General features: G+C 66.8%; 13 protein-coding genes. 4 read left to right on the plus strand and 9 right to left on the minus strand.

What is annotated here, in order from left to right; all coding sequences use genetic code 11:
• Positions 1 to 26: 26 nt before the first annotated feature.
• The 3 genes from minC to ACJ7Z0_RS16375 form a co-directional block, all read right to left on the minus strand.
• Positions 27 to 800, minus strand: coding sequence for a septum site-determining protein MinC (gene minC / locus ACJ7Z0_RS16365; RefSeq protein ID WP_434790654.1), 774 nt, complete (start codon positions 798 to 800; stop codon positions 27 to 29).
• A gap of 106 nt (positions 801 to 906) precedes the next feature.
• A complete protein-coding gene (locus tag ACJ7Z0_RS16370; protein WP_434790655.1) occupies positions 907 to 2,208 on the minus strand; it encodes a solute carrier family 23 protein in 1,302 nt (433 codons plus the stop codon).
• Between the two features lie 85 nt (positions 2,209 to 2,293).
• Positions 2,294 to 2,716, minus strand: a complete 423-nt coding sequence (locus ACJ7Z0_RS16375; protein WP_055807112.1) for a hotdog fold thioesterase — start codon at positions 2,714 to 2,716, stop codon at positions 2,294 to 2,296.
• Between the two features lie 84 nt (positions 2,717 to 2,800).
• Here ACJ7Z0_RS16375 and ACJ7Z0_RS16380 point away from each other — a divergent pair, with 84 nt between their 5' ends.
• Entirely contained in the window at positions 2,801 to 4,138 is a 1,338-nt protein-coding gene (locus ACJ7Z0_RS16380; protein WP_434790656.1) for an AsmA family protein, read from the plus strand.
• Positions 4,139 to 4,159: 21 nt separating this feature from the next.
• Here ACJ7Z0_RS16380 and ACJ7Z0_RS16385 read toward each other — a convergent pair whose 3' ends face one another.
• The 4 genes from ACJ7Z0_RS16385 to ACJ7Z0_RS16400 are packed head-to-tail and all read right to left on the minus strand — an operon-like array spanning position 4,160 to position 8,892.
• A complete protein-coding gene (locus ACJ7Z0_RS16385; RefSeq protein ID WP_434790657.1) occupies positions 4,160 to 5,968 on the minus strand; it encodes a feruloyl-CoA synthase in 1,809 nt (602 codons plus the stop codon).
• Between the two features lies 1 nt (position 5,969).
• Positions 5,970 to 6,911, minus strand: coding sequence for a 3-hydroxyacyl-CoA dehydrogenase NAD-binding domain-containing protein (locus ACJ7Z0_RS16390; RefSeq protein ID WP_434790658.1), 942 nt, complete (start codon positions 6,909 to 6,911; stop codon positions 5,970 to 5,972).
• Positions 6,912 to 6,921: 10 nt separating this feature from the next.
• Positions 6,922 to 7,914 (minus strand): Bug family tripartite tricarboxylate transporter substrate binding protein, encoded by a 993-nt coding sequence (locus ACJ7Z0_RS16395; protein ID WP_434790659.1) that lies wholly within the window; start codon positions 7,912 to 7,914, stop codon positions 6,922 to 6,924.
• Between the two features lie 54 nt (positions 7,915 to 7,968).
• Entirely contained in the window at positions 7,969 to 8,892 is a 924-nt protein-coding gene (locus ACJ7Z0_RS16400) for a beta-keto acid cleavage family enzyme (RefSeq protein WP_434790660.1), read from the minus strand.
• Between the two features lie 144 nt (positions 8,893 to 9,036).
• On the opposite strand from ACJ7Z0_RS16400, the gene ACJ7Z0_RS16405 reads away from it, so the two are divergent.
• Positions 9,037 to 9,744, plus strand: a complete 708-nt coding sequence (locus ACJ7Z0_RS16405; protein ID WP_431126081.1) for a Crp/Fnr family transcriptional regulator — start codon at positions 9,037 to 9,039, stop codon at positions 9,742 to 9,744.
• Positions 9,745 to 9,876: 132 nt separating this feature from the next.
• Positions 9,877 to 10,269 (plus strand): hypothetical protein, encoded by a 393-nt coding sequence (locus tag ACJ7Z0_RS16410; protein WP_431126079.1) that lies wholly within the window; start codon positions 9,877 to 9,879, stop codon positions 10,267 to 10,269.
• 10 nt (positions 10,270 to 10,279) lie between these two features.
• Here the strand turns inward: ACJ7Z0_RS16410 and ACJ7Z0_RS16415 are convergent, their stop codons facing one another.
• Both ACJ7Z0_RS16415 and ACJ7Z0_RS16420 read right to left on the minus strand, forming a co-directional pair.
• The gene (locus ACJ7Z0_RS16415; protein WP_434790661.1) at positions 10,280 to 10,504 is read right to left on the minus strand and encodes a tautomerase family protein; all 225 of its coding nucleotides are present in this window, start codon (positions 10,502 to 10,504) and stop codon (positions 10,280 to 10,282) included.
• Between the two features lie 28 nt (positions 10,505 to 10,532).
• Positions 10,533 to 11,279, minus strand: a complete 747-nt coding sequence (locus ACJ7Z0_RS16420; protein WP_434790662.1) for an SDR family NAD(P)-dependent oxidoreductase — start codon at positions 11,277 to 11,279, stop codon at positions 10,533 to 10,535.
• 105 nt (positions 11,280 to 11,384) lie between these two features.
• Between ACJ7Z0_RS16420 and ACJ7Z0_RS16425 the strand changes: the two genes are divergently transcribed.
• Positions 11,385 to 12,296, plus strand: coding sequence for a LysR family transcriptional regulator (locus ACJ7Z0_RS16425; protein WP_431126073.1), 912 nt, complete (start codon positions 11,385 to 11,387; stop codon positions 12,294 to 12,296).
• Position 12,297: the final 1 nt, after the last annotated feature.

Here is a 12,297-nt window from a genome sequence, read left to right on the forward strand (position 1 = left end):
TGGTTTTTCGGATGCGCCGCGGCGCATCAGATCGGATCGATCACTAATTTCTTGCCGTCCAGGCGTATCTGCGCCGGCTTGCCGAGCACCGGATCGGGCAGCGGCACTTCGTTGGTGCGGTAGATGCCCGCGATGGCCACCAGCTGCGCTTCCATGCAGGTCGAGAAGATGCGCGCCTCGGTATTGCCGCGCGCTCCGGCAATCGCCTTGCCCCGCAGCGGTGCGTACACATGCACGTTGCCGTCGGCAATCACTTCGGCGCCAAAGCTCACCACTGCCGTCACCACCACGTCGCCGCCGCGGGCGTAGACCTGCTGGCCCGAACGCAGCGGCTTGTCGATCAACAGCGTGCCGTTGGCCGGCACCGGCACTTCGCGCACGATCTGCGGCGCTTCGCTGGCGGGTGCTGGCGAAGCAGCGGGCGGCGCGGGGGAGCGCGGCGCGGGCGCGACGGGCATGGCCGTGACCGAGAGACCGGCCGCGCGGGCCGCCGCATTCTGGGCGTCGTTGCCCCCGCGCACCGCAATGGGTTGCGTCTGGTGGCGCGCCAGCAGGCCGCGCAGCGCCGCGAAGTCGAGCGCTGCGGGCTCCTCGCCGCCTTCTTCTTCCGGCTGCAGCTGCGAGAGGTCGATGACCACCGGCTCCTGCTCGAAGAAATCGGGCGAATCGGCCAACTGGGCGTCGAGCGCCTCAGCCAGCACGGCCAGGTCGGCCGTCTTGAGGATCACTGCGATCAGCGGCAGCGTGGCGCTCTTGAATTCGAAAACCGCCTTGGTGCGCGCGGCGGAGACATCGGCCATTGGAAAACGTCGGTGCGAAAAGCGTTGAAGTCTAACGGGCGCGGGCTTCCGGCCAGTGACCGGGCCCTGCTTCAACCACTTGGCAGAACATTTATTGCAAGGCGTTTCACTTTGAAAGGGCGGAAGCGTTGCGCGTTCGCCCCAGAAGTGCGTAAAGAATGATCGCACCGAAAGTCGCGGTTCCAATGCCGCCCAGCGCGAATTGGCCGAACTTCAAGGTGAAGTCGCCGGTGCCGATGATCAGCGTGATCGCGGCCACGATCAGGTTCTTGTTCTGCGAGAAATCGACCTTGTTGTCGACCCAGATCTTGGCGCCCGCAATGGCGATGAGGCCGAACACCACGATGCTCACGCCGCCCATCACCGGCAGCGGAATGGCCTGGATCAGCGCGCCGAACTTCGGGCTGAAGCCCAGCACCAGCGCGATGAGCGCGGCCACCACGAACACCGCCGTCGAATAGATGCGCGTGGCCGCCATCACGCCGATGTTCTCGGCATAAGTGGTCACGCCCGTGCCGCCGGCGGCGCCGCTCACCACGGTGGCAATGCCGTCGCCGATGAAGGCGCGGCCGATGTACGGGTCGAGGTTGCGCCCCGTCATGGCCGTGACCGCCTTCAGGTGGCCGAGGTTTTCCGCCACCAGGATGATGGCCACGGGTGCGATCAGCAGCATGGCGTTGGTGGTGAACACCGGGGCGGTGAAGGTGGGCATGCCGAACCACGCCGCATTGGCGATGCCGCTCAGGTCGACCGGCTTGCCCATGCCGAAGAGGTTGGTCAGCAGCGCATAGACCGCAGTAGCAAGGATGAGCCCGATCAGGATCAGCAGGCGCTGGAGCATGCCGCGCGTGAACACCGCCACCAGCCCCACGCAGAGAAAGGTGACGGCCTGCATCCACGAATCGAAATTGCTGGCCGCCATGTTCTTGATCGGCACGCTCGCCAGGTTGAGCCCGATCACCGCCACCACCGCGCCCGTAACCACCGGCGGCATGAAGCGTTCGATCCAGCCGGTGCCGATGGCCTGCACCAGGGCGCCGATCAGGATGTAGATCGCCCCGCAGGCCACGATGCCGCCCAGTGCCACGGCGATGTTGGCATTGGGCCCCTTGCCCGCATAGCCGGTGGCCGCGATCACCACGCCGATGAACGCGAAGCTCGAGCCCAGGTAGCTGGGCACCTTGCCGCCCGTCACCAAAAAGAAGATCAGCGTGCCGATGCCGCTCATCAGGATGGCGATGTTGGGGTTGAAGCCCATCAGGATGGGCGCCAGCACCGTGGCGCCGAACATCGCGATCACGTGCTGCACGCCCATGGCGCCGGTCTGCAGCCAGGGCAGGCGTTCGTCGGGCGCGACCACGCGGCCCTCGGTGGCGGCGACTTCGCGCCAGCTGAATAGATTGCTCATGAGTTTGCTTTCTCCTCGTCTTGTGTTTTTGAGGGGCTTCTTCCGGCCCGCTGCCACCCGTCTGTTGGACGGGATTCTTGCTTGCCTAGCGCGGCGGCAGCACCGCCATTGTGATGCGCGAGACGCAGGTCAATTCGCCGGCGTCGTTGGTCAGGTCGATCTGCCATACCTGCGTGGTGCGCCCGCGGTGCACCGGCCGTGCGGTGCCCGTGACCCAGCCGCTGGTGGCCGAGCGGATGTGGTTGGCGTTGATGTCCAGGCCCACGGCCCGGTCGCCCTCCGGGGCCGAGTAGTGCGCGCCGCAGGAGCCCAGCGTTTCGGCCAGCACCACCGACACCCCGCCGTGCAGGATGCCGTAGGGCTGCCGGGTGCGCTCGTCCACCGGCACGCGGGCGCGGATGAAGTCGTCGCCCACCTCCAAAAACTCCATGCCCAGCGTGGAGACGGCGGTGCCGATGTGGTTGCGGGTCAGCTCTTCGACCGAGATGTCTTTTTTCCAGATGCGCATGAGGTTGTCTCCAGTACGGGGTTCCGGAAACTATAGCGATGGCGGCTGACAACCGCAGTCGCCTTTGCGTGCTAAGTTGGTTCGATGAAGCACCCCGTCCGACGCTGGCTCATCGGCATTGCCGTGGTGTTGCTGCTCGGCACCGGCGCGCTGGTGTGGGTTGCGAGCACCCGCCTTCCCAGCGACGAGGAAGTGGCCGCGCGCATTTCCGAAGCGTTCGAAAAGCGCTTTGGCGTCGGCCTGACGATCGGCGGCGCGCATTGGGCGCTGTGGCCCAGCCCGGTGCTGGTGCTGTCCCAGGTGGCCACCGAGCAGCCGCGCCCGATCACCCTGCGCCGCATCACGCTGCAGCTCAAGCTCCGGAAGCTGCTGCAAAGAATCGTCGCCGTCGACGAGGCCGAAATCGAAAGCCTGGTGCTGCCGCGCGAATCGGTGCGCGCCTTCCGCGGCAAGGGCCCCAAGCCGAAGGAGGGCGACCGCATCTTCGCGCTGCCCGCGCCCTGGGCGCTGGCGCCCATTCCACTCGAAAAGGTGCGCTGGCATGACGTGGTCTGGATCGACCGGCGCGGCATCGCTCTCGCCTATGACGGCGACATCGTTTTCGACACCCACTGGCGCCCGCGCCAGGCGCGCGTCGAACGCGCCGGCGCCTCGCCTCCCGCCCGGCTGCGCCTGGACCGCGAAGCCGGCTGGGACCGATGGCACACCCGCATCGACGTGGGCGGCGGCACGTGGAACGGCGTCACGCGCTTCGAGCTGCTGCCCGATGACACGATGCGCGTGTCGGCCGAACTCGAGCCCCGGCAGGTCGACATCGAAGGGCTGGTGCAGGCCTTCGGCCGGCGCACCGCCGTGGCGGGCAAGTTTTCGGGCCAGACCACGCTGGTGGCGCAAGCCGGCGAGCTTGGCGCGCTGATCCGCAGCCTGCACACGCGCACCACCTTCACGGTGAAGCCCGCCACGCTCACCCGGCTCGACCTGGCCAAGGCCGTGAGCACCGCCGGCATCAGCCGCGGCGGCACCACGCCGCTCGACGAGCTCACGGGCACCCTCGACACGCAAGGCGGCGAAGACGGCATCGTGATGCGCTACACGGGGCTCAAGGCGCGCTCGGGCCTGCTCACCGCCAGCGGCAACCTGAAGCTCTTCAACCGCAAGCTGGACGGCGAAGTGGCGGTCGATCTTGTCGACGGCGTGGTCGGCGTGCCGCTCAAGGTGAGCGGAAGCATGAGCGAACCCGAGGTGTCGCTGACGGGCGGCGCGCTGGCCGGTGCGGCGGTCGGTACCGCGGTGCTGCCGGGCGTGGGCACGGCCATCGGCGCGCGCGTGGGGCAGCAGGTGGAAAAGCTGTTCGGCGCGGAGGAGCCCGCGAAGAAGAAGACGCCGCCGCAGCCGCAAAGATCGCCGGGCGTTTCCCGCTGAGCGCCCTCCTGGCGCGGTGGCTCAACTGCGCAACTGGATGATCTGCAGGTCGTGGTGTGCGCCGGCGTGCAACCGCGCAACTTCGGCCGCGCGCCGCGTGAGCACCGCGCGCTGGTTGATGTAGCCCTTGTCGGTGATCTCGCCCGCGTCGAGGCTCGGCGGTTCGGTGAGCACCAGCGCGCGCGTCGGGCATTGCGAAGAACCGGCGCCTTCCTCGCGGAGCGTGCGCAGCACGTCGGCGATGCGCTCGGCCAACGCTTGCGGCGCGGCCTGCGGGCTGGGAAACACCAGCATGCCGATTTCGCCGCGGTCATGGCCCGTGAGCACCACGTCCTGCGCATGCGGCGCCAGCATCGACACCAGCTTGACGCGCAAGGTACCCACCGACACCCAGGTGCCGCTCGAAAGCTTGAAGTCCTCGGCCACGCGGCCGTCGAAGATCACGCCGCGCTCGGCACGCTCGGGGTCGGCAAGGTAGCCCGCATCGCCGATGCGGTAGTAGCCCTCTTCGTCGAAGGCCTCGGACGTTTCGCGCGGTGCATGGCGGTAGCCCGGGAACACCGAGACGCCCTTGACGCGCATCTCGAGCTTCTGGCCGTTGGGCACGAACTTGAGTTCGAGCCCTGGCAGCGGCGAGCCGATGCAGCCCGCGCCGTCGAGCTTCCAGTGCGCCGAGGTGATGGCGGGCGACGTTTCGGTCGCGCCCCATGAGGTGGTGAGCCACAGCGGCCGCTCGGGCCGCACGCGCTTGGCCACCGCTTCGAGCCGCTGCCAGGTCGAGGGGGCGAGCGCCGCGGCCGCGTAGAAGGCGAGCCGCAGGCGCGAGAACACTTCGGCGGCCAGCGCATCGTCGGCTTCGAGAAACGGCAGCAGCATGTCGAAGCCGCGCGGCACGTTGAACAGCAGCGTGGGCTTCACCTCGCGCAGGTTGCGCACCGTCTTTTCGATGAGCCCTGGCGCGGGCCGGCCCTCGTCGATGTAGAGCGCACCGCCGTGGCATAGCACCATGTTCAGGTTGTGGTTGGCGCCGAAGGTATGGCTCCAGGGCAGCCAGTCGACCAGCACGGGCTTTTCGTGCTCGAGGAAGCGCCAGGTCTGCGCCATCATCTGCTGGTTGGCGCACAGCATGCGGTGCGTGTTGATCACCACCTTGGGCTTGCCGGTGGAACCCGAGGTCAGCAGGTATTTGGCGTGGGTGTCGGGCAGCACGGCTTCGTGGGCCTGCATCACGGCCGGCGTTTCGCTGGCCTGCAGCAGTTGCGCAAAGGGCAGGGCGCCGGGGTGGGCATCGGCGTTGCGGCTGAACACCGCCACCGCCTCCACGCCGGAGCCCGCGAGCGCGCCGCCATACACCTTGGCATCCGATGCGTAGATCAACGCCGGCTGCAGCGCCTGCAGCATGCCGTGCAGCCGCGACGGATCTTTTGCCATGCGCGAATACGCGCTCGACAGCGAACAGGCCGTGCGGCCGATGTGCATTGCCGCGAGCATCAGCACGGCGTGGTCGATGGCGTTGTCCGAGAGGATCGCGATGGGCTTGCCCGCCGGCAGGTCCAGGTCGAGCAGCGCCTGCGCCACCGCACCCACGGCATGGCGCAGCGCGCGGTAGTCGAGCTTGCGCCAGCCTTCGCCGCTCTCGTCGCGCTCGGCGAAGGCCAGCGCATCGGGCGTCTCGCGCGCCCAGCGCTCGATCCATTCGCCGATGCAGCGCGCGTAGGGCTTGAGCGCCACCGGCGAACGCAGCGCAAAGGAGCCGTCATCGAAGTCGATGCGCACCGTGCGCGGCGGGGCGATCTGGCGCTCGTCCAGGAGGAAGTCGTGGTTGCTCATTTCAATCGAGTCTGCCGGTGTCGGCTTTGGCGCGAATCAGGTTTAACAGCAGGACGTCGCGCGCGGCCTCGAGGTCAGCCACGCGCCGCGCGCCCAGTTCTTCAGCCACGCCCTCGGTCACCTTGGCCTTGAGTTCGTCCGTCATTGACGGCGCTCCGAGGTCCTTCCACCAGTCCTCGATCGGCCCGCCCAGGTGCGCGAGCACATGTGCGATGCCGCCGGCGCCGCCCGAGAGATGCAGGTTCATGAAGGGCCCCATCACCGCCCAGCGCAGGCCGGGGCCGTGCGCAATGGCGGTATCGATGTCGGCCACGCTGGCCACGCCTTCATTGACCAGGTGAAAGGCCTCGCGCCAGAGGGCGGCCTGCAGCCGGTTCGCGATGTGCCCTTTGACCTCGCGCTTCACGTGGATCGGCCGCTTGCCGATGGCGGCATAGAAGGCCATGGTGCGATCGATGGTCTCGGCCGATGTGCGCTCGCCGCCCACCACTTCCACCAGCGGAATCAGGTGCGGCGGATTGAACGGGTGGCCCAGCACCACGCGTTCCGGATGGCGGCATTCGGCCTGCACCGCGCTGATGGCGAGCCCCGAAGAGCTCGATGCCAGGATCGCGTGGGCGGGTGCCGCCTCGTCCATGCGGCGGAACAGGTCGACCTTGAAATCCAGCCGCTCGGGGCCGCTCTCCTGGACGAAATCGGCTTCCGCCACCGCGTCTTCAAGCCGCGCATGAAAGCGCAGCCGGCCGGCCGAGGCACCCTCTGCCAGCCCGAAGCGTTCCAGCGTCGGCCAGTGCGCGGCCACCGCCGCGCGCAGCCGCGCCTCGGCATCGGGCGAGGGGTCGGTGGCGTCCACGTCGAGGCCGCGCGCCAGGAAGAAGGCGGCCCAACTGGCGCCGATGACGCCGGTGGCGACCACCGCCACGCGTTTCGGATTCGGTTCCATCGGCATCGTTTCAGGATTCCGCCGTGAAGCCGATCTTCTTTACCAGCGGCCCCCAGCGCTCGCCCTCGGCCTTTTGCGAGCGCGCCATCTCCTCGGCCGTGGAGCCCTGGGCGATCAGGCCGACCACGGCCAGGCTGTCCGTCACCACCTTTTCCTTGATGGCCGCATTGATCGCGGCATTGGCGGTGGCCACCACGCTGGCCGGCGTTTTGGCCGGCGCGTAGAAGCCGAACCACTCCTCGGTGGTCAGTTCCGCAAAGCCCTGTTCGGCAAAGGTCGGCACTTCCGGTGAGAACGGCGAGCGCGCCTTGCCCGAGGTGGCCAGCAGCCGCAGCTTGCCGGCCTTGTGGTTGGGGATGAAGTCGCCGCTGGGGGTGACCATGGCGGCGATCTGCCCGCCCACCACGTCGGTCACGCCGGGAATGGAGCCGCGGTAGGGCACGTGCTTCAGTTCGACCCCGTTGTTGAGGCCCAGCAGCGCGCCGATGAAGTGCGGCGTCGAACCGGCCGCCGGCGAGCCGTAGCTGGCCTGGTTCGGGTTGGCCTTGGCCCAGGCGAGAAAGTCTTTCACCGTGCGCACCTCGGACGGCACCAGCGGGCCGACCGCCAGGCCGTGGTGCATGACGGCGGCAATCGACACCGGCACGAAATCCTTGCTTGGGTCGTAGCTGAGCTTGCTGTAGATGTGCGGGTAGATCGACGTGCACGAGAACGGCGACAGCGCCAGCACGCTGCCGTCGGCCGGTGCGTTCTTGAGGGTTTCGAGCGCGATGCGGCCACCCGCGCCCGGCTTGTTTTCGACCACGGCCGCATTGCGGGTGTAGGCCGAGCCCGCGAGCTTTTCGCCCACGCGGCGCGCCACGCTGTCGCCGGCGCTGCCGGCGGGAAAGCCGTAGTAGATCTTGACCTGTTCGAGCGCCTGGGCGAATGCAGCCAGCGGCGAGAGGGTACCCAGCGCAGTGGCTGCGCCCAGGGTGTGGAGGAAGTGGCGGCGGGTGTTCATGAAATGTCTCCTACTAATATCTTCAGGGCGGTTTCTGGCGGGATGACGGCCGCTTCAATGCGGCGCGAATTCGGGGCGCGGCCCGCCTCTGCGCGGCAGCCCCATCATCTGCCTTGCCTCGGCCGGCGTGGCCACTTCCATGTCGAGCTCATGGATAACGCGCACGATGCGCTCGGTGAGCTGCACGTTGGTGGCGAGCTCGCCCTGGCGGAAATAAAGGTTGTCTTCCAGTCCCACACGGGCATGCCCGCCCAGCAGCAGCGCCGCCACGTTGGCCTCGAGCTGCGAGGGGCCGATGCCGCTCACGCAGAAGATGCTGCCCTTGGGTAGGGTGTCGACCATCATCTGCAGGAAGCGCGGCGAATAGGGCATCGCGTTCTGGAAGTTGCGGTGCACGTTCATCACCAGGTTGATGAAGTAGGGCTCGTCGTCATGGCCTTCTTCGATCAGCGTGGTCGTGTCCTGCAGGATGTGCGTGGGGCTGAACACCTCCCACTCGGGCTTGATGCCGCGCGCCTTCATGCCGGCGGCCAGCTCGCGGCCCCGGGTGATGGGCGTGTCCATCAGGATCTGCTTGCCCTCGAAGCTCAGGTTCAGCGTGGTCGCATCCAGCGTGCACATCTCGGCGCCCGCATCCATGCCCTTGATGCGCTCTTCCCACGCAATTTCCCAGCGGTCGCCAGCCAGCGGCTTCACCATGTCGCCGTGCACCCCGCCGCCGGTGGAGTTGTTGATGACGATGTCGCAGCCGCCCGCGCGGATGCGGCTGTTGATGTCGCGGTACACGTCGGCGTTGCAGGTGGCACCGTCGTCGGGCCGGCGCGCGTGGATCGCCACCACGCTGGCGCCGGCGTTCCAGCAGCGCAGCACGTCGGCCGCAATTTCGGCCGGCTGGGTGGGAAGGTGGGGGTTCTGCGACTTGTGCGCCATGCCGCCGGTGGGGGCGATGGTCACGATCACTTTGCGCTTCGACGACATGCTCCGGAGTCTCCTGGTGTCTTCTTTCATGAGGGGCGCGCTATTATTTTTGGAGGCGCAGGCACACTCAGTCATTGCGACGACATTTGGGGTCAGGGTTTACGCGGCGCGGGCCGCGCCCATGCCATCAGGAGCTTTCTTTTCATGCCTACGACGAAGCCGGCCATCAAGGCGGCATCGCTGACGGTTGCGCAGCTGCTTCAGCGCTCGGCCTGGTTTCCGCTGCTCGACGAGGCAGCGCGCGAGCGCGTGCTCGATGAAATCCGCGAGGTCGAGGTAGCGGCCGGCGCCGCCCTGTGCCGGCGCGGCGATACGCCGCTGCACTGGTACGGCACGCTCGAGGGGCTTCTGAAGTGGTCGATCACCTCGAGCGATGGCCGCTCGGTGACCTTCGGCGGGCTCTCGGTCGGCAGCTGGTTCGGCGAAGGCACGCTGCTGCGCGGCGCTCCGCGCTCGGCCGACGTCATTGCGCTGCGGCCGAGTCGCGTGGCCCAGCTGCCGGTAGAGACTTTCGAGTGGCTGCACCGCACGCAGCGCGGCTTCGACCATTTTTTGCTGCAGCAGCTCAACGAGCGGCTGCACTGGTTCATGGGCAACTACGCGGCTCACCGGCTGCTCGACGCCGACAGCCAGGTGGCCCGTGCGCTGGCGGGGCTGTTCCACCCGTGGCTGTATCCGGGCAGCGAGCCGCATCTGCAGACCTCGCAGGAAGAGATCGCCAACCTGTCGGGTGTTTCGCGCCAGCGTTGCAATGCGGCGCTGAACCGGTTGAAGGAGGCGGGGTTTTTGCGGATCGAGTACGGCGGGATTACCGTGATCGACCTGGAAGGGCTGCGGCGGTTCATCGAGTAGGGGAAAGGGCTGGCGCCTTTGGGAAGTCCTTGCTGTAATGCGACTGGACGGGTGTGTGTTTCACGAAATGCTCATAGCCCTCGGAGATCCAATTCACGGCAAGCGCCTCGAACTTTCTCGCAACAGGCCCGTATGGCTTCCCCGGAATCAATTCATCGCCTCCTCGCCGTCGCTTCAAGATTGCTGGACAGCGCCGCTTCAGAAATACGGGACGCGAAGCTGGAGCCTGTTCGCGAGAACATCTCGCAGATCGGTCACCTCATTGCTGGAATATTCGAGATTCAGCAAGAGATCTACGTGCTCCGACCGGATCTGAAACCGGCTTACCTGAGCGAACCCTCGCCGTATTCCGCTTCCAACAAGTTGCTCACTCGGTTCATGGGCGAGGCCTTGGAGCATGAAGACGCAGGCGAAATTGCAATGGCCGTCGAGAAGTACAGGGAATACCTCGGCCTCGAAGAGTCGACCTTTCATCGCGAAATTGCGGAACGCGAGCTCAGTCGTCTCTTGAACAGAAACAACTGATCCGTCCATTTCACTTCGCTGGCTTCGCCTTGTCCGCCAGCCGCTTGCGGTACTCCGTCGTCGTCAGGCCGCCGAAGCCCCAGTCGTCGGTGTCGATCTCCTCGATCACGATGTGCGTCCATTCGGGCGGCTTGTTCAGCACGCGTTCCAGGGTTTCCGTGAACTCGGCGATGACCTGGGTTTTCTGTTCGCGCGTGACGCCGTCGCGGGTGATCTTCAGGTTGATGAAAGGCATGGTGTGCTCCTTGGAATGGATGAGGTGATTACCACTTGCCCGTGCTCATGCCGCCGTCCACCGGCAGCACCACGCCCGTCGTGAAATCGGCGTTCGTGAGATAGAGCACCGCATCGGCGATCTCGCGCACGGTCGCGATGCGGCCGGCGGGCGAGAGGCCGTTCAGGAAGCCGTGCTGCTCGGGCGTGTACAGCGGCGTGTCGACGATGCCGGGTGCCACCGCATTCACCTTGACGTTGTGCGGCGCGAGTTCGAGCGCCAGCGCGCGCGTCGCGGCGTTGATGCCACCCTTGATCAGCACCGGCAGCGCGGCCGGCACCTGCTGGTTCGGCTGCAGCGCAATGCTTGCGGTGATGTTCACGATATGGCCCTGGCGGCGCGCCACCATGTGCTTTGCCGCAGCTTGCGAGGCGTAGACGAAACCCTTGAGGTTCGTGGCCACCAGCTGGTCGAGTTCTTCCTCGGTGTATTCGACAAAAGGCTTGGCGTTGAAGATGCCCGCGTTGTTGATGAGCACGTCGACCTGGCCGAAGCGCTCCACGGCGCGGTCGATGAGCTGCTGCGCGGTGTCGCGGCGGCCGATGTCGCCGGCCACGCCAAGAAAGCGCGTCGGGTTCCCGAGTTGCTTTGCCGCGGCCGCGAGGCGTTCATCGGTTCGCGCATTGGCGACCACGTTGAAGCCACGTTCGAGATAAGCCTGCGCGAGTCCCAGGCCGATGCCGCTCGAGGCACCGGTGATGACGACCGTGGACGGGGTGTTGAGGGTGTCTTGCATGTCGGTACTCCAAAGAGTTGAGGGAATGGATGAACTGTATTGATGACGCCACAGGAGATAAATCACTAGACTCGTACTTCAATTGATACGTGAGGTAATCAATCCATGCAGCGGCAGTTCGGCGACATCCTTCTCGGCAGCATCGAGCTGTTCTGCCTGGCGGCGGAAACGGGCGGCTTCACCTCGGCCGCGCTGGCCGCGGGCGTCACGCCGGCGGCCGTCAGCCGCTCGATCTCGCGGCTCGAAAAACGGCTGGGCTTGCGACTCTTCGTGCGCACCACGCGCAGCGTGCGGTTGACCGACGCGGGCCGCTCTTACTTCGCGCAATGCCGCCAGGCGCTGACGCAGTTGGCCGAAGCCGAGCGCGAGGTCATGGGCCAGCAGGCGCAGCCCTCGGGCATGCTGCGCATCAGCGTGCCCACCACCTACGGCCACCACCGCTTGCTGCCGCTGCTGCCGGTCTTTCGCGAACGCTTTCCCGACATCCGGCTGCACGTGCACCTGAGCAACCGGAACATCGACTTCGTGGAAGAGGGCTACGACATGGCCGTGCGGGTGCGCGCCCAGCCCGACTCCACGCTGATCGCGCGGCATCTCGAGGATGCGCAGCTGGTGGTGGTGGCCGGCCGCAAGTATTTGAAGAAGGCCGGCACGCCGCGCACGCTGGACGATCTCTCGGCGCACGAGTGCATCCAGTTCGAGTTGCCCAGCAGCGGCCGCCGCATCTCATGGCTCTTCAAGGAGAACGGCAAGGACCGCGAGATCTTCGCGGACAGCGCCTACAGCTGCTCCGACGACGTGCTGGGCGGCGTCACGCTCGCGAAAAGCGACGCAGGACTCTTCCAGGCCTACCGCTTCGTGGTGGAAAAAGAGCTGGCCGACGGCTCGCTCGTCGAGGTGCTGCAGCCTTTCGCGGGCCGCTCGCGGCCCTATACGCTGCTGTACCCGGACGGGCGGCACGTGCCGCTGCGCATGCGGGTGTTCATCGATTTCCTGATGGCGCAGCGGGCCGCCTGAG

It is taken from the genome of Variovorax palleresanus, from assembly GCF_051144945.1.
In the GTDB taxonomy this organism is placed as follows: Bacteria; Pseudomonadota; Gammaproteobacteria; order Burkholderiales; family Burkholderiaceae_C; genus Variovorax; species Variovorax paradoxus_S.

Coding starts and splice junctions, on each gene's coding strand:
- ACJ7Z0_RS16395 (WP_434790659.1), bottom strand. CDS start 7,914: ATGAACACCCGCCGCCACTTCCTCCACACCCTGGGCGCAGCCACTGCG.
- minC (WP_434790654.1), bottom strand. CDS start 800: ATGGCCGATGTCTCCGCCGCGCGCACCAAGGCGGTTTTCGAATTCAAG.
- ACJ7Z0_RS16375 (WP_055807112.1), bottom strand. CDS start 2,716: ATGCGCATCTGGAAAAAAGACATCTCGGTCGAAGAGCTGACCCGCAAC.
- ACJ7Z0_RS16410 (WP_431126079.1), top strand. CDS start 9,877: ATGGCTTCCCCGGAATCAATTCATCGCCTCCTCGCCGTCGCTTCAAGA.
- ACJ7Z0_RS16415 (WP_434790661.1), bottom strand. CDS start 10,504: ATGCCTTTCATCAACCTGAAGATCACCCGCGACGGCGTCACGCGCGAA.
- ACJ7Z0_RS16400 (WP_434790660.1), bottom strand. CDS start 8,892: ATGTCGTCGAAGCGCAAAGTGATCGTGACCATCGCCCCCACCGGCGGC.
- ACJ7Z0_RS16405 (WP_431126081.1), top strand. CDS start 9,037: ATGCCTACGACGAAGCCGGCCATCAAGGCGGCATCGCTGACGGTTGCG.
- ACJ7Z0_RS16420 (WP_434790662.1), bottom strand. CDS start 11,279: ATGCAAGACACCCTCAACACCCCGTCCACGGTCGTCATCACCGGTGCC.
- ACJ7Z0_RS16380 (WP_434790656.1), top strand. CDS start 2,801: ATGAAGCACCCCGTCCGACGCTGGCTCATCGGCATTGCCGTGGTGTTG.
- ACJ7Z0_RS16390 (WP_434790658.1), bottom strand. CDS start 6,911: ATGGAACCGAATCCGAAACGCGTGGCGGTGGTCGCCACCGGCGTCATC.
- ACJ7Z0_RS16425 (WP_431126073.1), top strand. CDS start 11,385: ATGCAGCGGCAGTTCGGCGACATCCTTCTCGGCAGCATCGAGCTGTTC.
- ACJ7Z0_RS16370 (WP_434790655.1), bottom strand. CDS start 2,208: ATGAGCAATCTATTCAGCTGGCGCGAAGTCGCCGCCACCGAGGGCCGC.
- ACJ7Z0_RS16385 (WP_434790657.1), bottom strand. CDS start 5,968: ATGAGCAACCACGACTTCCTCCTGGACGAGCGCCAGATCGCCCCGCCG.